At 36.9% G+C, this 20,107-nt stretch carries 16 protein-coding genes, 1 pseudogene and 1 riboswitch; of the genes and pseudogenes, 7 read left to right on the top strand and 10 right to left on the bottom strand.

The features are described from left to right. Positions 1-30: 30 nt before the first annotated feature. Together DS745_RS20595 and DS745_RS20590 are read right to left on the bottom strand one after the other, a co-directional pair. Positions 31-927, bottom strand: coding sequence for a GNAT family N-acetyltransferase (locus tag DS745_RS20595; protein ID WP_129080146.1), 897 nt, complete (start codon positions 925-927; stop codon positions 31-33). A 146-nt stretch (positions 928-1,073) separates the two neighbouring features. Continuing rightward, complete coding sequence (locus DS745_RS20590; protein WP_129080145.1) at positions 1,074-2,375, bottom strand: MFS transporter; 1,302 nt, start codon at positions 2,373-2,375, stop codon at positions 1,074-1,076. 115 nt (positions 2,376-2,490) lie between these two features. Here DS745_RS20590 and DS745_RS20585 point away from each other — a divergent pair, with 115 nt between their 5' ends. Further along, positions 2,491-3,705, top strand: coding sequence for a helix-turn-helix domain-containing protein (locus DS745_RS20585; protein ID WP_129080144.1), 1,215 nt, complete (start codon positions 2,491-2,493; stop codon positions 3,703-3,705). A gap of 35 nt (positions 3,706-3,740) precedes the next feature. Here DS745_RS20585 and DS745_RS25230 read toward each other — a convergent pair whose 3' ends face one another. Next, the gene (locus DS745_RS25230) at positions 3,741-4,196 is read right to left on the bottom strand and encodes a redoxin domain-containing protein (RefSeq protein ID WP_241657922.1); all 456 of its coding nucleotides are present in this window, start codon (positions 4,194-4,196) and stop codon (positions 3,741-3,743) included. A 200-nt stretch (positions 4,197-4,396) separates the two neighbouring features. Between DS745_RS25230 and DS745_RS20570 the strand changes: the two genes are divergently transcribed. The 3 genes and pseudogenes from DS745_RS20570 to DS745_RS25225 all read left to right on the top strand — a co-directional run. After that, a complete protein-coding gene (locus DS745_RS20570) occupies positions 4,397-5,326 on the top strand; it encodes an ABC transporter ATP-binding protein (protein ID WP_129080141.1) in 930 nt (309 codons plus the stop codon). 1 nt (position 5,327) lies between these two features. Next, on the top strand, positions 5,328-6,437 hold the full coding sequence (locus DS745_RS20565; protein WP_241657887.1) for an ABC transporter permease: 1,110 nt from the start codon (positions 5,328-5,330) through the stop codon (positions 6,435-6,437). A 42-nt stretch (positions 6,438-6,479) separates the two neighbouring features. Then, a pseudogene (locus tag DS745_RS25225) lies at positions 6,480-6,565 on the top strand (DUF6176 family protein); the annotation flags it as partial. A 345-nt stretch (positions 6,566-6,910) separates the two neighbouring features. Here the strand turns inward: DS745_RS25225 and DS745_RS20560 are convergent. Beyond that, on the bottom strand, positions 6,911-7,648 hold the full coding sequence (locus DS745_RS20560; protein ID WP_129080140.1) for a DUF3784 domain-containing protein: 738 nt from the start codon (positions 7,646-7,648) through the stop codon (positions 6,911-6,913). Between the two features lie 142 nt (positions 7,649-7,790). On the opposite strand from DS745_RS20560, the gene DS745_RS20555 reads away from it, so the two are divergent. After that, on the top strand, positions 7,791-8,186 hold the full coding sequence (locus DS745_RS20555; RefSeq protein ID WP_129080139.1) for a C40 family peptidase: 396 nt from the start codon (positions 7,791-7,793) through the stop codon (positions 8,184-8,186). A gap of 42 nt (positions 8,187-8,228) precedes the next feature. On the opposite strand, the gene DS745_RS20550 is transcribed toward DS745_RS20555, so the two are convergent. The 3 genes from DS745_RS20550 to DS745_RS20540 all read right to left on the bottom strand — a co-directional run bounded on the left by DS745_RS20550 (position 8,229) and on the right by DS745_RS20540 (position 10,693). Next, positions 8,229-9,185: a glycerophosphodiester phosphodiesterase family protein gene (locus DS745_RS20550; RefSeq protein ID WP_129080138.1), complete on the bottom strand. Its 957-nt coding sequence runs from the start codon at positions 9,183-9,185 to the stop codon at positions 8,229-8,231. Between the two features lie 211 nt (positions 9,186-9,396). Then, positions 9,397-9,726, bottom strand: a complete 330-nt coding sequence (locus tag DS745_RS20545; protein ID WP_129080137.1) for a hypothetical protein — start codon at positions 9,724-9,726, stop codon at positions 9,397-9,399. Between the two features lie 148 nt (positions 9,727-9,874). After that, positions 9,875-10,693 (bottom strand): ion transporter, encoded by an 819-nt coding sequence (locus DS745_RS20540; protein WP_129080136.1) that lies wholly within the window; start codon positions 10,691-10,693, stop codon positions 9,875-9,877. Positions 10,694-11,073: 380 nt separating this feature from the next. On the opposite strand from DS745_RS20540, the gene DS745_RS20535 reads away from it, so the two are divergent. After that, positions 11,074-12,918, top strand: coding sequence for an SLC13 family permease (locus tag DS745_RS20535; RefSeq protein ID WP_129080135.1), 1,845 nt, complete (start codon positions 11,074-11,076; stop codon positions 12,916-12,918). 253 nt (positions 12,919-13,171) lie between these two features. On the opposite strand, the gene DS745_RS20530 is transcribed toward DS745_RS20535, so the two are convergent. After that, complete coding sequence (locus DS745_RS20530) at positions 13,172-14,947, bottom strand: SLC13 family permease (protein ID WP_129080134.1); 1,776 nt, start codon at positions 14,945-14,947, stop codon at positions 13,172-13,174. A 185-nt stretch (positions 14,948-15,132) separates the two neighbouring features. Further along, positions 15,133-16,125 (bottom strand): 2-hydroxyacid dehydrogenase, encoded by a 993-nt coding sequence (locus DS745_RS20525; protein ID WP_129080133.1) that lies wholly within the window; start codon positions 16,123-16,125, stop codon positions 15,133-15,135. Between the two features lie 509 nt (positions 16,126-16,634). Here DS745_RS20525 and DS745_RS20520 point away from each other — a divergent pair. Beyond that, positions 16,635-17,297, top strand: coding sequence for a SurA N-terminal domain-containing protein (locus DS745_RS20520; RefSeq protein WP_129080132.1), 663 nt, complete (start codon positions 16,635-16,637; stop codon positions 17,295-17,297). A 38-nt stretch (positions 17,298-17,335) separates the two neighbouring features. On the opposite strand, the gene DS745_RS20515 is transcribed toward DS745_RS20520, so the two are convergent. Further along, a complete protein-coding gene (locus DS745_RS20515) occupies positions 17,336-19,912 on the bottom strand; it encodes an EAL domain-containing protein (protein WP_129080131.1) in 2,577 nt (858 codons plus the stop codon). A gap of 109 nt (positions 19,913-20,021) precedes the next feature. Then, a riboswitch (cyclic di-GMP riboswitch) is annotated at positions 20,022-20,105 on the bottom strand. Positions 20,106-20,107 lie beyond the last annotated feature (2 nt).

Here is a 20,107-nt window from a genome sequence, read left to right as displayed (position 1 = left end):
CAGTAGTATCTCTTCTCTATCTTAACAATACTACCTTCCCTGCAAATCATACTTATAGTAATTCATCACAGATAGTACTTCGAACCCACATGCTTTGTATAAATTAAGTGCCGTATCATTCTTACACTCTACATCTAATTCGATTTCGTTTATATCTTTTTCAATGATGAATCGTAATAGCTTGGTTAGCGCCGATTTCCCAAGCCCTTTGCCTCGAAACTCAGGCAATATTCCAAATCCACTGATATAAGCTGTGCGATTTGTAAAAGTTACGCAAATCTTCCCAATTACTCTCTCATCCAACTCAACCATAAATGTTGATTTGTTTTCTGACTCCTCTTGCTCTAGTGACCATTCGGCATCTTGGGGCATGTTAAAATAGATGGTATTTTGTCTAACAATCTCCTTCCCGTCCACTTCCCTAGCTTTTCGTAATGTAACAGAAGCAGTATTTTCAAAGGTAACATCATTCAAATACTTCATTCGATACTCTGAAAATTCATATTCTCCCTGAACAGATTTGATAAAGGTAGGACCAGAGTTTGATTTCCCATCAGCCAGAAGTAACACCTTTTTAAAGCTTCTCTTTTTCAACTCATCCTCTGCCAAAGTAAAGAGCTTTCTAAATACACCTTTTTTACGATAATCTGGATGAGTCATGCCATTGATCTCGCCAATATTTCCTCCAAAACTAGAAATCCCTAAGTAAGCAACCAATTGCTCATCCACATAATAGAAAAACTCATTAATCTCTTTTAAGCCAGAAGGAGCATTTCTACTTACTGCTATTTTAAAATCTAATTCTAACTTTAATTTTGTTTTATCATATGAATAGCATTGCTTCTCTAGCTTTTGAAGTTCTTGATAGTCTTTTTCCGAGAGGTATTGTTTTAAACAAATGGTTTCGTCGAGTGGTTTGACCGTCATAAGTTGTTCCTCATTTCCTGTTAAATTATAAAGCACTCTCTCACCATTTATTATATTCGCTGTTGGCCCAATTTTGTTTTGATACTTTTCGACAATAGCTACTCAAAAAAAGACCAAATCCAAAGATTTGGTCTTTCATAGTAAACTTACACTGCCTTTACTTCTTCTCTAACAATCTCAGTGACCCCAAGTTCTGGATGAATTTTTCTAATCGCACTTGGTCTTGCTAGGAAAAGAACGACACTTAGCAACAATCCTGCAGACACGAATAGGATATACTGACCTGGGAATATGTCGTATAGGAAGCCGTATAAAACCATTCCTAGTGGAGTGAGCGCCATAGCCATCGTTTCAATAATGGAAAATACGCGACCTTTATAATCTTCGTCAATCGTTTTTTGTAGCATTACTTGGATTGGCGTATTGATGACAATAATTAATGACCCAAAACAAAGCATCAAGACTAAATAATACCCTACAACAAGATTGTAAGACAAAGAGGTTAATAGAGGTATAGCTACTGCCGCCATGATTAGGCATATTCCAATAATGCCTCTTTTTGATACAAGAAACGGATATTTGACTTCTTTTCTGATTGAAAAATACACTGACATTACCACCATACCGACTGAAAATGCCCCTTGCGTAAAGCCGAAATGCTGCGACTCTATCTGTAATTTTTCAATAAGAATGTAGGAATATCCAACTTCAAACGCTCCAAAGAAGAAATTCACCATTAAAGCCACCCATAGTAACAGTAAAATCACTGGGTGTAACTTTAAATAATCGATTCCTAGCTTAATACTCTTGAAGAGTGACTCTTTCTTCTCAACACCCTCAACAACTTCTTTCTCCTTTGCAAATAGCTTGAAATTCATTGTAGATTCTAGTACAACGGCAATGCTCGAAGCAATCATATAAATAATAAGAAATACCGGCATTGTAACAGCACCATACAAAATCCCACCAACCGCAGGACTACCGATCGCCGCAAACGAAATTGCCATCTGATTTAAAGACATCGCTTTTTGAATACGTTCTTTGTTAATCAGTGCTGTAATTGATGAGGTAAAAGCAATTCCTGAAAACATCGAGGTAATTGACAAGACCACAGTCGTTACGTAAATTGCCGATAATGACAGCCCTTGTGTTAACGTAAAAACTAGTAATCCCCCAATCGTTATGGTCGTTGCAATTTGTGCAATAATGACAATTGCTTTTTTCGAATAGCGATCGGTAATCGCTCCTGCAAAAGGCCCTAGTATTGTACGAGGTAAAATATTACAAATTAAATTTACAGCAAAACTCGTTGCAGATCCTGTCAATTGTAAAATATAGAAACTAATCGCAAATGTATACACTTGCGCTCCAAACGATGAAATTAACTTACTGATCATGAACGTATACAGATGGTATGTTGCTTTTTTCACTTTCAATTGATAGTCCATACTCGCACCTCTTTTTAAAAGTTTAATTTAATTAAACAAATCATATCATGCTCCCACTTTCTTTTCAAGTAAAAGTTTAATATAATTAAACTAAATGGGCGAAGGAGTGTTTATCTTGCTAGGAGAACGAATTAAGAAATTACGAAAACAGAAGAAGCTGACACTTGAAGCGCTTGCTGGAAATCAATTAACAAAAGGAATGCTCAGTTTAATTGAAAATAATAAGGCACAGCCTTCGATGGAGAGTCTAGCTTATATTGCGGATCAACTGGAGGTTGAGGTAGCAGATTTATTAGAAGTGATTAGTTCAGATGAACTTCGAGATATTTTAGAACAAGTTGAAAAAATTTATAACTTGGACCGTGAAAAGACACCTGAAAAATATAAACAATTAATCGAGCTAATTGAACCATTTGCTGAAAACCTTACTCAAGGCTATCAGGCTGCACGAATATTAGAAATTTATAGCTATGCTTTATTCCGTGATGATCAAGAAAACTGGCTAGAAGTAGCAGAACGAGCAGCAAAAATGTTTGATCAACTAAATATTGCGGCTAACCGAACTAATATTGCAATAAACCGTGCCTTTAGTAAATTTATCATTCATGATTACGATAGCTCACTAGAAATTTTTGTACGAGAACGAAGTGAGATTGAAGCAAATTATGCTTATATTGATCCAATGACAAGACTTGATCTTGATTATCACGAAGCCGTCCTGCATTATGCGATTGGTGATTCAGAGTCAGCGACACGCATCATGGAACAAGCGATCAATTATGCTAAGGAAAAACAGCTCTTTTACAGAGTAGATGAATTGTATCGATTGGCAGCAGCCCAAGCAATGATGTCAAATAATGAGGAAAAACGACGATACTATCTTGAAAAACTAAAACAATACGGCGAATTTGCCGACAACCAAGGTTCTCTCCTATTTTATAAGTTGTTACAAGTCATGTTGCTGACATCTGAAAAGCATGACTATCAAAAAGCGTTAGAGGAAATTGATCAAATGTTTGTAAATCAGGACGACTTAGACTTTTTTGATCCTTGGTTCAACTTAGAGAAAGGGAAAGTTCTCTTCTATTTAGGTAGGTATGAAGAAGCCTTAAGCTATTTAGAAAAAGTGGTATTCCCGGATGTTCATCATCCGTTTGATCTATCACTTCTCTACGTAGTAGATACCTTCAAGGCACTTTGCCATAATAAGTTAGGAAATAAAGAAGAGGCATATACATCGATCAACAGAGCGATGGCGAATTTTCAACAACTCCCAGAAACACCATTTAAAACTTTTACTGAGGAAAACTACCAGAAGTTATTTGCATAAAAAAACACCAGAGGCTCTTCTCTGGTGTTTTTCGTTTACACTAACTTTTCTAGTTCATTAAAAACAGACTCATAATCTTCTTTTTTATCGGCCTTAAATGATGTATTCAGGTAGGTTATAATCCCCTCTTTATTCACCACAAACACAGACCGTTTTGCGACACCACCACTTTCATTATAAACATGGTAGTCTTTCACTGTCTGCCTATGCCAATCCGAAACTAACGGGTATGGCAATGTTCCCATACTAGCCGCAAATACACGATGTGAATGAATATGATCCACACTGATCCCTAACACTTCTGCGTTTGAATTCTCAAACCGTTTATAATCCTCTTTCCAAGAGGCGATTTCTTTAATTCAGCCAGGGGTAAAATCCATTCCATAAAAAGCTACAACAACACTTTTGTTACCACGATAATCAGAAAGTGAAATCTTCTCTGCTTTTGTCGCGGGTAAGCTAAAGTCAGGTGCAAGATCCCCTACCTTCAACGTGTTCTCCAAGCGAAACCCTCCTTTGTTACATTCATCCCATGTATTATTTCCCAAAAACAGATTTTTTAGTTTCTGTTAATCCTGAATAATTACTTTGTCGTGAAAATATAGTTAACGGATGTTAATGAAACTTTTTCCAGTGAGCAAACGTAGTAGAATTGTTGAAGATCTAACGAGAAAGAAAGTGAGGAGAAATTATGTCGGTTTTAGAAGTAAAGCAGTTAAAGAAATCATTTGGCACGATACAAGCTGTTCAAGACATTAGTTTTGCTGTAGAAGCCGGAGAGGTTTTTACGATCATTGGACCAAACGGTGCCGGTAAAACAACAACACTTGAAATGATTGAAGGACTAGTTTCTCCAGATCAAGGAGAAATCCGATTTGGTGAGCTATCCTGGGAGAAACATGACAAAACGATTAAACAAAAAATTGGCATTCAACCACAATCCAGTGCGATGTTTGATCTGTTAACTCCAGAAGAAAATTTAGATCTCTTCTCTACTTTCTATGATAAGGCTCGCCCAACTGAAGAAATTCTAGAACTCATTAACCTAACTGAACACAGAAAAAATCAAGTGAAGAAGTTGTCAGGTGGACAGCGGCAACGATTAGCGATTGGACTCGCGATGATTAGCGATCCTGATATCATCTTTCTTGATGAACCGACAACAGGTCTTGACCCGCAAGCACGTCGTAACATTTGGGATATCATTTTACAACTAAAGAACTTAGGGAAAACAACGATCCTAACGACTCATTATATGGAAGAAGCCGAAAAATTAAGTGACCGTGTCTGTATTGTCGACCAAGGCAAGGTTGTAACGATTGACACACCTTCCGCTTTAATCGACCGCTTAACAGAAGAACGCGAAGTCCGTTTATCGTTCCTCGACGGTATCGACGCTGCGATTGAGGCAACTGCTTTTTCCGAAACATTAAATTCTGTCACCAGAACGGAAAGAGAAAATACTTCTTTAAAGCTGTGGACCACGAACCCTGAAGATGCCTTATACCATCTATTTGGTTTTACCAAAGAAAAGAATTATCAAGTCGAACAAGTCTCTATTCGCGAAATGAGTTTGGAAGACGTCTTTATCGCTTTTACCGGTAAGGAATGGAGGGATTAACGTGAATAAACAATTTAAACAAATGTTTCTTGCACAATTAAAAATCACAATGCGTGAAAAACAAGCATGGTTCTGGGGAATTTTCTTCCCTGTGATCTTGATGACGATTTTCATGGTGATCTTTAGTGGTAGCTCAGATAGTAATTTTTCTGCAAAAATAACAATTGTGGATGAAAATCCAAATCCAACTTCTGAGATGTTGCTTCAGCAACTAAGTCATATACCAGTTCTAGAAGTAGAAACTTCGGGTAATCGTGAAGAAGCCGAGGAAATGGTCAAAAATAAGGATGTTCACGGAGCGATTATTTTACCAGAAACAGCCGAGTCAACCTCTATTCTTTTATTAGTCAACACAGAAAATGAGCAAGGTGTAACTACACAAGCATTGTCGGGGATATTAGCTAACATCATTCAGCAATCAAACCTTATTGTCGTAGGGGCAACACCTACATACCAATTGCAATTTGAGACGATTTCTTCAAGTACGAACGAGTTGAGCTACACGGATTTCTTACTCACCGGTATGATAGCATTAGCGATCGCCCAAGGCGGCATGTTCGGAATGGTTGATTTAGTTGAGATGCGCCGCAAAGGCTTATTAAAAAGACTTAGAATGACACCTGCGAACATGAACATGTATGCCTTCAGCGATATGACGATGCGCTTTTTGTTTAGTATCGTCCAAATCGTCCTTCTCTCACTGATTGGGACACTCATCTTTGGCGCGAAGCTTTATATCAATTTTCCAACGCTTCTTGTCGTCTTTATACTCGGTGCCTTGTCCTTTAATGCCCTAGGTTACTTCTTCTCTTCATTTAGTAAAACAACCGAGGCTTATATGGGTGTCGCAAATATATCAAGCTTTCTGATGATGTTTCTAAGTGGTGTATTCTTTCCGATTGAAACAATGCCACAGTGGATCCAGCCAATTTCAAATATTCTCCCACTCACCTACTTTGTTGAAGGATTGAGAGAAAGTATGATCTATCAAACTAGTATCTTTACACCTACGCTTTGGGCCGGGATTGGAATTATGGTCTTATGGGGAGTTATTACTTTTGTGATTGGATCTTGGTTCTATAAAACAAGGTCTATTGTTGAAACAAGGTAAGACAATTACACATATAAAATAGTAAACAGAAAGTTTGAAAACATGAACATAGAATTAACTCGATTTAAAGTGAAAGATGGTAAATCAAAGCTTGTCAACGAGTGGCTAGCATTTTGAATGACAATCTTAATATAAACATAAGACTGTTAATGAAATAAATAGTTTATCGCACCGTAAATCGCGGTGCTTTTTTGTATAAAAAATCGCCTAACTCTTGTTAAACTAGACGATTCCATAGATTTAAACAAAGCCATTGTATAATTACTAAGTTCTCTTTAATTCTTGATTTTTCTTTTCGTTGTATAACATAATTACTGAGATTATTATACCCCATAGTATATATTTTAGAACCCCATTGAAATAATGATCAATAATTGCTAAGCCGAGAATTAGGACAACCAAACTTACTAGAATTCTTAATAGAACCTTGATTTTAAGCCTCTCCTTTTTTACATCCCCGTTTATGTCTTTCCCTATTTCACTAACACACTTCCTATGTTTTCAAACCAAGCAATCGTTTCGGATTCGTTCTCTGAATTAATGATAAAGTAATCCTCCCCTTTTTGAACAACTAGAAACGGTGGATGATCACGATAAAGAAATAACGTACCACTTCCCAACTCATCCAAACGATACTTCCCTTTTGCCCGCTGACTAGTCGAAAATCCATTAGTTCTCGCACGAATTCTTGGGATTTCCTCAACTAATTCAACGTTTGTAATCTCTGTTAACGGCCAGGTGAGACCATACATCCCACTAACAACCACTTCTTCCTCTGTTACTGTGAGGTAGTTCGGTTGTTCCCCAAGGTAAAATAAAGTTCCTACTCCACCAAGGGTGATGACTGTTACACTGACCAAGATGATAAAATTTCGTTTTCTAACTCTCTTGGCGTCTCGTTTACTAATGTATAACAAGTGTCCAAACATATACAGCATTAATATCCCATATGACCATAAGATTGCTGCTTCTAATCCTAAAAGTAATAAGATCAATCCAATGAGTAGTATCCAGGCTGAATTACTCATGATGTTTCCTACAGCCTGAGGATAGCCATTCTTGATAAGCTCTTCTTGTTCCGCCTCACTTTTCATTGAAAATCCAGAAATTAAGCCATAGTATTTCTTTTTCTTAATTAAGTGAGCAAACAAAAAGAACAAACCAGCAGCATGGCCTTGTACAATTACTAAAATGATTGTAGTTGTATCCATTTTTTAACACCTCTTGTATTAAGTTTAACCAAACCCACCCCACTAGGCAATTGAAAAATGTGCGATTTCTCTCCTCCCCTTGTCCAATCAGAAAGTAGATTTAGCGATAAGATAGAGTAACACTGAAAGAAGGAGCGCTAACATGATTGCGGATAAAATAATCGACACAGGCTTATCGTACCTAGGAACACCATACGTGTTTAATGCACCACCCTTTCAAACGAATACTTTTGATTGCAGTTCATTTATACAATATATATTTCAAGAACACGGGATTGAGCTTCCACGTAACTCCCGCCAGCAATTTATAGTAGGCAAAAAAGTTGCGTTTAAAGACTTGAAAAAAGGTGATCTATTATTTTTCACAACCGAAAAAAGAAGGACAAACCAGGGCATTGAGAAAGTTGGTCACGTTGCTTTGTACTTAGGGAAAGGAACAATTCTCCATACTAGCAGAAAAGAAAAAGAGGTACACATAGCAGCACTTCGTCCATTGCTCTTAGAAGGTCGTTATTTGGGGTCTAAACGAGTTTTATAGACATGAAAAAGCCGCTTATCTTTGATAAACGGCTTTTACGGCTTAGTTATTTGCTTTATATTCTTCAATTGCTTCGTGCAATAAATCAGGACGATCGGTAATAATCCCATGTGCACCTTTTTCTAGTAGTTTAAGCATAACGTCCTTATCATTAATCGTCCAATAATGAACCTGTTGATTTAAACGCTCTGCCCCTCTAATAAGCTTTTTGTCTGTAAGATCAAAGCCAGCCTGCGCTAGTGGTAGTTGAAATGAGTCTACCTTCGGAAAATAAAACGGTTGTAGGAAAAACTTATGCGTAATTACAAAATTCGTTGTTTCCTTTTTCCCACCACCTGTAGCAGCTTGGCCATTCGTCAATTCAGTTACACGATCTAAGATAAAACTATCAAACGCTGCGATTAAGACTTTGTCCTGCATATTGAATTCTTCCACTAGATTCCAAAGTGTCGTGATGATTTCATCCATTCGATCATAAGGGTTAGTATCTTTAATCTCAATCATATGAAGCTTATCTGAGTAGCGTTCGAACATTTCTCGAACATCAGGGATATACACACTTTGATCTCGGTAGCTATGTTCACCATTTAGATCCTGAAACGAATACCCCGCATCTAATGCTTGTACTTCTTCTAGGGTCATTGATGCTACTTCACCAGTACCGTTTGTGGTACGGTCAACCGTCGGATCGTGGATTAAAGCAAGATATCCATCTTTTGTAATATGAAGATCGTACTCTAGTACATGCGTGCCAATTTCAACCGCCTTATCAAACGCAGCTATTGAGCTAGATGGTGCTAAGTGATACCCACCTTGATGTGCAATAATTAACGGCTCATCATAATGAGTAAAAAATGGATGCGTGTCACGTTCTGGAATAAAGACAAATAATAATAGCAGATAAACAATGATGAACGCAGCTAGTAATCCAAGTAAAACTTTTAGAAATATTGATTTTTTACTATTCCTTTTTTGAGAGACTGTAATAGGTGATGTCATAGTTTGCTCCTTTATATAATAGTTTCATTGAAATTATTCGACGGAAACTCAGATAATTCCTGTTAGTATGAGAAGCAAATTGTCTTTGTAGAGGTTTTCAGGATGATTAGCGACCGGTTTTTCCATTACCTTACAAATTCAGGCACTAATAGAGCGGATTAGTGACCGGTTTTTCCATCCCTTTACAACTCCAGGCACAATCCCCTTCCTGTTACTCTTCAAACTCCATAAACAACGTTCCATTTGCCATGTCCTCAATCTCATAAGAAGTTAATCGAAACATTTCGCCACCGTCCGACGCTTCCCCATCCCACGTAAGTAGATAGATTTCTGAATTCATTAACAACTCTTCCATTTTCTTAACCAAAATGGCATGATGTTCTCCCATCAACTTCATTTTGCAATAAACTAACGCATCTTTTGTGGAAATTGTATCAGGATCATATGTACTATCGTTTAATAAATTTTCTAGATGATTAACCAGTGCCTGATCTTCCAACGATTTTACCTTTTCATTTTCATCCCACGTAATAATTTGCATTGTAATTCTCTCCTTTGTAACTAGTAATTTTTTCTATTTTTTCATTACCTAAAAAAATTTATTCCTATGCCATCTTACTAGATTTTTAGCTAAATATCATCAAGAAACATAAAATAAGACGCTACCCTATTGGATAACGTCTTTCATATTACTTTTTCTCTAAAAGTAATTGCTTTATTTCTTGAAGATCGTTCTTTAAATCTTGATTTTCTTGGAAAAGACGTGCCATCTGTTCCTCTCGTTTTGCTTCTTCGTCTTGTCCTAAATAGCTCAAGATGACAGCAACTACAAGGTTTAAGATAACTAACGCACCAATAATAATAAACGTTACAAAGTAGACCCAAGCCCAAGGTACCTCATTAATAATTGGTCTCGCAACCTGACTAGCCCATGACTCAAACGTTACCACCTGCATTAATGTAAAAAGCGAATTATGGAACGTTCCGAAAAACTCCGCCGGCAGCACTTCACTAAAAAATGTTGTTCCAATAATGGCGTAAATTGAGAAGATTAAAATACATAATCCTAAAATTCCGGATAAAGCAGGCACGGACTTCATTAATGAGTCAATGATTCTACGTAATGCAGGAATCGCCGGGATCATTCTAATGAGTCGTAAAACCCTTATTAGCCTTAGTACGCTGACAAATGGTGTTGAGTAGAAGACTAAACTTCCTATGACAATACCAAAATCAAACCAGTTCCACCGATCGGAAAAATAACCCCTAAACCCGAGTCCTATCATTTTTACAACTAATTCAATTACAAAAATCCAAACAATAATTTTATCCAACACTAGTAATAACTGATTACCAATGAAATAAGTTTCAGTCACGATGATTAGTCCATTTAAAAAGATAATTGCAATGACAATCGGTTGAAACAATCGATGCTCTACCAATTGTCGTACCGTAGACCGTAACGAACGACCGTTTTGTTCTAGTTCATTCTTATGTTTTAGTTCCATGTTCGCAGTCACTTTCTCCTTCTCTTGTTTGTTTATCTGTTTCTACTATTATAACAGTTAAATTCATAGTTAAGTTACTATAATACATGAAAATGACACAAGAATTAATGACAATATTATGAACAAAATTACTATTTGCCCTAATTAAGCTTGTAAGAAAGGAATTTTGTAGAACCGCACAAACTGATCCCTAGTAAGTAAATCTCTTTAACCACTATCCCTTATTGATAATTCATAATTCATAATTCATAATTCATAATTCTTAATTCTTAATTCTTAATTCTTAATTCACAATTCAAATGATAATTTCTTCATTTACGTACACAATAACCTATAACTGCCATGATTAGGGCATTTTTTCAGTGAAAGGAATTCATAACATGTTTACAGATATGCACTTGGTTTTTCTCATTTTAGTTGTAACAACGATTTGCTTTTTAGTTCCACGCTTCAGAGCAGATCTCGTTGCTGTTCACGCCTTACTTGCACTCCTTTTAACAGGTCTAATTACTGTACCAGAAGCGTTTGCGGGATTTGCCAACAGTGTGGTAATTATGGTTGCCGCGTTATTTATTGTCGGTGAAGGTGTTTTTCAAAGTGGCTTGGCACAAAAAGCTGGCGATTTACTTGTAAAAAGCACAAAGAACAGCGAGTGGAAATTAACGATTTTTATGTTGCTATTAGTGGCGGTCTTAAGTGGTTTTATTAGTAACACTGGAACAGTTGCTATACTGTTACCAGTCGTCGTAAGCTTAAGTCGACAAATGCAGTTACATCCAGGAAAACTGCTAATTCCTCTTGCCTTTGCGAGTAGCATGGGTGGTGCTTTAACATTAATTGGTACAGCGCCTAACTTAATTGCTAGCCAGAGTTTAGCTGATGCTGGATATGGTGCACTTTCGTTCTTCTCTTTTACGCCCGTGGGTCTCACGATGCTTTTCACAGGAATTCTCTATTTATGGTTCGTGGGTCGCAGGTTGTTGGATAAACCTATTGAGGATAGAACTGGTAATTCAACTAAATTTGACGCTGCTGAGCTTATTGAGCAGTATGGAGTATCTGATTTTATTCACACAGTAAAAGTTCCTGTAAATAGCGAACTTATTGGCCGCACCATTAAACAGCTTCACTTACCTGCTACCTATAACATTACAGTGCTAGAAGCAATAAAAAAAGATAGAAAACCATTATCTAAAATAACTGGTCGACCGAAATCAATTCGAATTACTGTTGATCCTAGCTATATCATAGAGTCTGGTGATATTTTTCTTATCTACGCTGATGAGGATGCAATTGAAAAACTAGCTGCAGATACAGGACTAATCAGGCAAAAAGACAGCCTTTACCAATTGGAGGAGGCACATTTGGCCGAAGTGATCTTAACTCCTCGGTCAAGATTACTTAACCAATCCATTAAACAAGTAAAATTCAGAGCGAAATACGGACTATCGGTACTCGCAATGAAGCATCAATTTAGTGAAGCAAAACGGTTTACGAAAGATGAAATATTACTTTATGGAGACTCCATACTAGTACACGGAAAGTGGAAGGATATCAACCTTCTCTCTGCCGAAAAAAACGATACAGTCGTCCTAAAGTCAGCCGCTGAAGAAACGGATTTAGCCAACCAGACTCAGAAAAGTATGGTTGCTGGTCTTATCTTACTTGGGATGCTAATTACGATGGTATTCGAATGGGTTCCAGCAGTGGTCGCCATCGTCATTGCTGCTGTCCTAATGGTTTTGACTGGATGTGTCAGACAAACCGATCAAGCGTACCAATCGATTAATTGGCAGACTGTCATTCTGATCGCCTGTATGCTGCCAATGGCTACTGCCTTAGAAAATACAGGTGGCGTTACGTTTATGTCAGAAGGACTTATTAACAGTCTGGGTGCAATTGGACCATTAGCCGTTTTAGCAGGTTTATATGGGATAACTTCACTTTTCAGTCAATTCATCAGTAATACTGCAACAGCTGTCTTACTATTCCCAGTAGCTATCCTAACTGCTGAACAGATGGCTGTTAGCCCAATTCCAATGGTCATGGCAGTTGCCTTCTCTTCAAGTATGGCGTTTGCCACACCTGTAGCCACACCACCAAATGCAATGGTGATGGCGGCAGGCAAGTACACATTTCTTGACTTTGTCCGAGTTGGTGTCCCATTACAACTACTGATTGCCGTAGTTGCAATTGTATTACTACCATTGTTTTTTCCTTTTTAAGAACAAATAAGGCTCTTTTCGTAAACGTTGTACTTTTATACCCTAAAATAATCGAAAAAAATATCCTAGATGAAAATAGCATCCAATAAATTATGTAAGAAAAGAGCAATACTTACTAAATTAGTTGTGAATTCTAAGTATTTTGTGTAAAAATCCGGCTTTTGGGATTTTTACGAAAGCAACAAACTTTGCGAAAACAGCCAAACAAAAAAAGGCTTGGAGACGCTCTCTAAGCCTTTTTACCATAGGTCGTCTAAACTACCCACACAAAATAAACAATCGTAACAGTTACTATAAGGTAAAGTATATTAAGCGGAATACCTATCTTCATATAGTCAGAAAAACGGTATCCACCAGGTCCGTATACAATTAAATTACACTGGTAACCAATCGGAGTAGCAAAACTTGCTGAAGCTGCAATGGCTATAGCTACAAAAAATGCCATTGGGTCAACCGATAGCTGAGTAGCTATAGAAAGTGAGATTGGTACCATCAAAACAGCCGCAGCATTATTCGTAATTACTTCAGTAAATACAGTTGTTAAAAAGTATACAACAATTACTGCACCTATAATGCCCGCACCTTTACTTATCTGAATAAAATAACTGGCAATTAATTCAGCAGCACCTGACTGCTCTAACGCGATCCCTATCCCAATTGCACTTGCAATTAACAGTAAAACATCAAATTGAATATATCGTTTGGCTCCTACAAATGTAATAGTTTTTGTTATAAACAAGAGAATAACAGCTAACAAAGCAGCTTTAAACATTGGTAGGATATTAAACGCAGCAAGAGAAATCATCATCACTAATGTTAACAAGGCGGTAATTGATTTTCTTGGGTCAATTACATCTGTCTCAGTTATCGGTGAAATAATATAAAAGTCTCTGGAACTAGACCATCTGTTACTAAAGTCTTTGTTACTTAATAACAATAAAGTATCTCCTGGTTTTAACTTAATATCTCCCATTTTATCATTAATTCTTTCATCGTTACGATGAACTGCCACTACTCCAGCACCGTAATTACTACGAAACTTGCTTTCTTTCACTGTCTTTTGAACTAAAGAAGACTGATGTGAAATCACTGCCTCAACAAGTGTTGCACTCCCATTTTGTAAATCCTCTAGTTTCAAACTTGTTCCTGTTGAAACTCTCAAGCCTTTTATATTTTGCAACTCGACAATCGTGGACAAAACACCTGTAAAAATCAATTTATCATCTTCATTTAGTTTAAAATAGGACGGGATAGACGCAAAACGTTCTCCATCTCGTATTACTTCAATTAGATACAGCCCACTAAGTCTTCTAAGTCCAGCTTCCTCAATTGTTTTTCCGCTTAAAGGAGAATTACGTTCAACAAAAGCTTCAGCAAGGTACTCTCTTGAACTTTCTTCAAAGGATTGTTCTGATGTTTTTCGTTCTGGCAATAATTTATAACCTATAGTAGCCATATAAATAATCCCAACTAACCCAGCAGGTAAACTTACAATGGCAAGTTGAAACATTGAAAATCCAGTTAGCCCTTGTTCTAGCATAAAGCCATGGATGACTAAGTTTGTCGATGTCCCAATGAGCGTGAGTGTCCCACCAAAAATTGTTGCGTACGATAGTGGTATGAGAAATTTAGAAGGCGAAACCCCTTTCTCTTCACACCACTTTCGAACAACAGGAGTAAACATGACCACAATGGGTGTATTATTTAAAAAAGCAGATAAACCCGCCAACGGAAACATCATTTGAAGCAATGACTTTCTTGGACTACGGCCAGATCCTAATGACTTTGCAATGACTTGATTTAAGACACCACTTTGTTTCACTGCACCTGCTACGATAAATAATAAGGCAACAGTCAGCATTCCCTCATTAGAAAAACCTTTTAACGCATCTGTTGGAGACAACACTCCACTTATGATAAGAATTGCAAGTGCAAAAAATACGATAAAGTCAGGTCTAGCAATCTCTTTCATCAGACTAATAAGCATCCCAATTACAATAAATAGGACAAAAGCAATTTCAATAGTCATTTTACACACTCCGCAATTCAGCCTCTAAAAATTAAATTCTTATAATTCTTATGTATTTACTATGAATTAAGTTTTAAAAAAGACATACCGCCGTAATGGTATGAAGTATGCCTTCCTAATTCAATTCACAAATAATTTACCTAATAATAATCCGATAATTCCAATGTGTCAACATATATTTATACCTACTCTAACGTACTCGATAAATCCTCTAATTCTTTCACCACAAAACACTCGTCATCACCATTCAGTGCTGCTACCAAATTTCTAGCAGCTAGCATAGCCATTGCATGTCTTGTTTCACTCGTTGCTGAACCAATGTGAGGAAGTGTGACGACATTCGGCATTTTTAACAGTGGATTATTTGGATTTGTAGGCTCTTCTTGGTAGACGTCTAACCCAGCTGCTAAGATTTCGCCTGTTTGTAAAGCCTGGATCAACGATTCTTCATCTACTGTTTGGCCCCTTGATCCATTTATAAAAATGGCAGACTTCTTCATTAACTGAAACTCCCTCTCCCCAATTAGATTTCTTGTTTCACTCGTCAGTGGCACCATGAGGACAACGAAGTCAGATTCACTTAAAAGTTGATCCAATTCCTTCGCGTGGACATCTAACCTTTCTTCTGCTTCTAAGTTACGGTTGCGATTATAATAAGACACTTCCATATCAAAGCCAAACTTTGCTCTTTTCGCAATCACTTCACCTATTCTTCCCATCCCAATAATTCCAAGTTTCTTATGATGGACATCTACTCCGAACATAGCCCCAGCTGTGCCTTTTTTCCATTCGCCGCTTTTAGTTAATGCATCAAGCTCAGGAATTCTTCTTGCGGTAGAAAGCATTAAAGCAATGACTAAATCTGCGACCGTATCATCTAAAACAAAAGGGGTATGGGTACCAAGTACCCGATGTTTTTTCATAGCTTCAATATCAAAATGATTGTAACCAACCGAAACTGTACTAACGACTCGAAGATTTGGAGCAGATTGTAACAATTCTTCGTTAATAGGAGTCCCAGAAGTGATTAGACCGTGCACATCTGCCACTTCATTAAAAAGCTGCTCTCTTGTCAAAGGTCCTTGTTGGTCCCATTCATTTAAAATAACATGTTTTTTCAAATATTCTTTTACATCGCTAGGTAAAGCTTGTACTGTAAACACTTTCTGTTTATTCATCATCTGCCCCCAATGTAAATTTATCACCATTACTATTTCGACTTCTAAGTATTTTTCCCTTGTTTTAAAAGAAAAGTCGCACCTCTTCAGATGCAACCTAAGATCAATTTATTTTCCTGAATGCTCTACGTTCTGCGTATTCCAAACACTTATAACAGACATTTACCTTTTGATCGTATACTTCATATTTTGTAAAATAGCCTTTTTTCCCTTTACAAAAGTAACATTTTTTAATAAATAATGATTGAAAGAACTCTAGCACCCTACCAATCCCCCTAAAAGTTACTCCATTGTTATAGTTTACGAAACAAAGAAGAAAATTGTGACTCCAAAGACTTTCAACCTAATATTCTCGTAGATTTTTACATATTTTACTATAATTCAACATATGAAAGCCAGTACTATGTATTCATTTCTAGAAATGTAAGAATTAACCCTACCTTTTTATTTTACTTCGAAAAAGGTGTTTGTTACACTTGTGTTTATACATAGAATAAAGGAGTGGTATTTTGATTAAGAAAAAATTAGTAACCGTATTAGCGAGTGTATGTTTAATGATTGGACTAGCAGCCTGTGGAGGAAATGAAGAAGCTACACCAGAATTAGAAGAAAATGAGCCAGTGGCAATGGTAAATGGACAACCTATTTCTCAACAGTCACTAGCATTTCAATATGAACAAGTGAAATTATCTTACCAACAAATGGGATTAGAAATTAATGAAGAAACAGAAGCTCAAATTAAATTACATGTATTAGACCAGCTTGTTAATTCAACACTTATTACTCAAGCTGCAGTTGAAGAAGGCTTTGAAGCTTCTCAAGATGAAATCCAAGCCCAGCTAGACTTATTTATTGAAGAATATGGTACTGAAGAAGAATTCGTTGAAGTACTTGAAATGAATAACTTTACTTTAGCTAGTTTTTCAGATGAAATTAAAAGCCAGATAACGATTAATAAGTATATCGAAAATAAAATTGCTGAACCTGTCATTACTTCTAGTGAAGTTGAAGAACGCTATGAGCAGTATAAGCAGCAAACAGAAAACATGCCTGAACTTGAAGAAGTTTATGCACAACTAGAAGCTGAAATTAGAGACGAGAAAAATCAGGCGTCGATTGGCGAACTAGTTGATCAATTAAAAGCAACTAGTGAGATTAACATTCTTATTTAACTATGAAAGAGGAGCCTGTCACCCTAGGCTCCTCTTCCTTATGCTTCTTGCTTTGCTAAATACTTTTCAAATTTCTCCTCAGGTAACGGATAGCTAAAATGATAGCCCTGTCCGATCAAGCCTTTTGCTGCTAAGAAGCTCGCTTGTTCTTCTGTTTCAATGCCTTCAATCACAACATTAGCTTCGATTTCTCTTCCCATCTGAATAATAGCTCCTAACAAACCTGAAGACTTTTTATTCTTCATTACATCATGTAAAAAGGATTGATCTATCTTTAGATTATCAATGTCAATCGAATTGATCATACTTAATGACGAATAACCAATTCCAAAATCGTCGATCGTAATTTGTATCCCCATCTCCCTTAGTTGATTAATGATGTCGGATGCTTCATTAACGTTAATCATAACTCTTTCAGTAATCTCTATTTCTAATAAATGAGAAGGAAGTTTCGTTTCACTCAATACAGTTTGAACGATACGAATAAAATGAGGATCCATAAATTGACGTGCAGAAACATTGACAGCAATTGGCGCCTCGAGTAAACCGAGATCGTACCAATATTTATTTTTTGTACAGGCTTCTCTCAACACCCACTCGCCAATGTCAACAATCAGTCCAGTTTCCTCAGTGATCGGAATAAATTCTGCAGGTGATACAGACCCAAAAATAGGATTCCAACGTAAGAGTGCCTCAATTCCAACAACTCTGTTTAAATCTAAGTCAATCTTAGGTTGGTAGTGGAGAGTAAATTCCTGTTGGTCAATTGCTCTCCGTAAGGCATTTTCAAGCTGGCCTTTGCGGATGACTCGTTCATTTAAACTTTCTGTAAAAAATTGATAGTTATTTTTACCCATATCTTTCGCTAAGTACATCGCTAAATCGGCATTCTTAATCAAACTTTCGGCATCCATGCCATAATTAGGGTACAGACTAACTCCAATACTCGGTGTAATATACACTTCATTTCCGGCTAATAACGTTGGCTGCTTTAGTTTTTGAATAATCCGTTCGGAAACGCTACATAAGTCTTCAATACTAGTATTCTCGATAAGTAATAAAAACTCATCTCCGCCCTGCCGAGAGATGACATCACCTTCACTCAAACAGGAACTCATAATCGAGACAACTCTTTGAAGCAATAAATCACCAACATGATGGCCTAGGGTATCGTTAATCGTTTTGAAATTATCAAAATCAATAAACAAGACTCCTAATGTCGACTTCGTCTCGCTCGCTCTTTTTATCGCCTCTTCAAGCTTCAAACTGAACAAATAACGATTTGGTAGTCCTGTTAATTGATCTTTATAGGCTAACTCTTTGATTTCATTCTCAGCTTTTCTCTTGTCTGTAATATCTTTAACGAAAGCCATCACACTAACGGAAGTATTGTGTTTAAAGATCGGAACGATATTGATATCAACGATCACTTGATGTCCACCTTTATGATTAATCACACCTTCAACTCGTTGTCCATTCCCTTGTTTCACTGCTGTAAAAATTTGATCTAGTTCTTGATAAGAATTGGCATCAATGAACGTTGTACTATTAATTCTTAAGAGCTCCTCTTTGCTATACCCTGTTAATGTTTCCGCTGCTGGATTTACACTAAAAAGCTTACCGTTGTGATCTAGTTCAAAGATTGCATCTAAAGAATTTTGGTATAACGAATGAAACTTTTGTCGGGTTGACTCCAACTCTACTAGTACTTTGTTAAGTTCTTGTTCGGCAGTTTTCTGTGCGGTTATGTCGCGTGCCATATAAACAAAACGACATACCTTATCTTCTTCAATGATCGGGTTACAGTTTCCTTGAAGATACACCCAGTGGCCGTGTTTATGTAAAAAGCGAGAAGTAATGGTTATTACTTGAAGATTTTCAAGAACCTTTTTCAAATTTCTTTTCACAATACGAAGATCATCGGGATGAACAAAGTCCAATATCGATTTGCCTATCAGCTCTCGCAACGTATATCCTAAATACTTCTCATGTGAAGATGAGGCATACTCAAAAATGCCCTTCTGATCAATAATCCCCACGAAGTCTGATACATTTTCAGCTAACAGTCGGTATTTCTTTTCGCTTTCATAGAGTTTCTTATCTGTATTTCGTTGTTCAATAGCAATAGAAGCTAAGTGAGCAAACACTTCTAATAGTTCTAATTCGTCTTTCAGCGGTTCACGGGTTTCACGGTAATAGAGAGCAAAAGTTCCCAGAACGGTTTCTTCAGAGGAAATGATCGGTTTTGACCAGCAAGCCTTTAACCCATAGGAAAGCGCAAGCGATTTGTAGTTTTTCCACCGGTCATCGGTTTCAATGTCCTTAACAATCACTGTTTCCATGAAAAACGCAGCTGTTCCACATGATCCGACTCCTGGTCCAATCTTTGTACCAGCTAACGCTTGATTATATGCATCAGCTAAGCTTGGTCCAACACCTTTTTCCAACGTTTGATTTTGCTCGTTGTAAAGAAGGATTGAACAAATAGTACCGGTGATCAATGTTTCTATTTCTAAAGCAAGACTCTTTAGGATTACTGTTAATTCGTTACCCGTTGCAATTTGTTTTAATATGTTATTCTGCGAATTTAGTACCTGTTTATCGAGTGTTTTCATTTACGTACAATTCCTTTCATCTATTAATAAGATCAAAGTTTAACTCAAGCATCAATAAATTGAATGTCGTTAAAAACAAAAAAAACACCCGTCAGGATGTTTTTCCTAAAACGGCACCTGGCTGGCGTAACATAATGTTGTAGCCCCTATAGTTTTGCGTCCCAACATTTCTGTTGGTTTGCCCGAACGTTTCTT

Source organism: Anaerobacillus alkaliphilus, assembly GCF_004116265.1.
GTDB classification, from domain to species: Bacteria; Bacillota; Bacilli; order Bacillales; family Anaerobacillaceae; genus Anaerobacillus; species Anaerobacillus alkaliphilus.
Note: the sequence above shows the minus strand (reverse complement) of the source record. Positions and strands in the feature narration are given on the sequence as shown.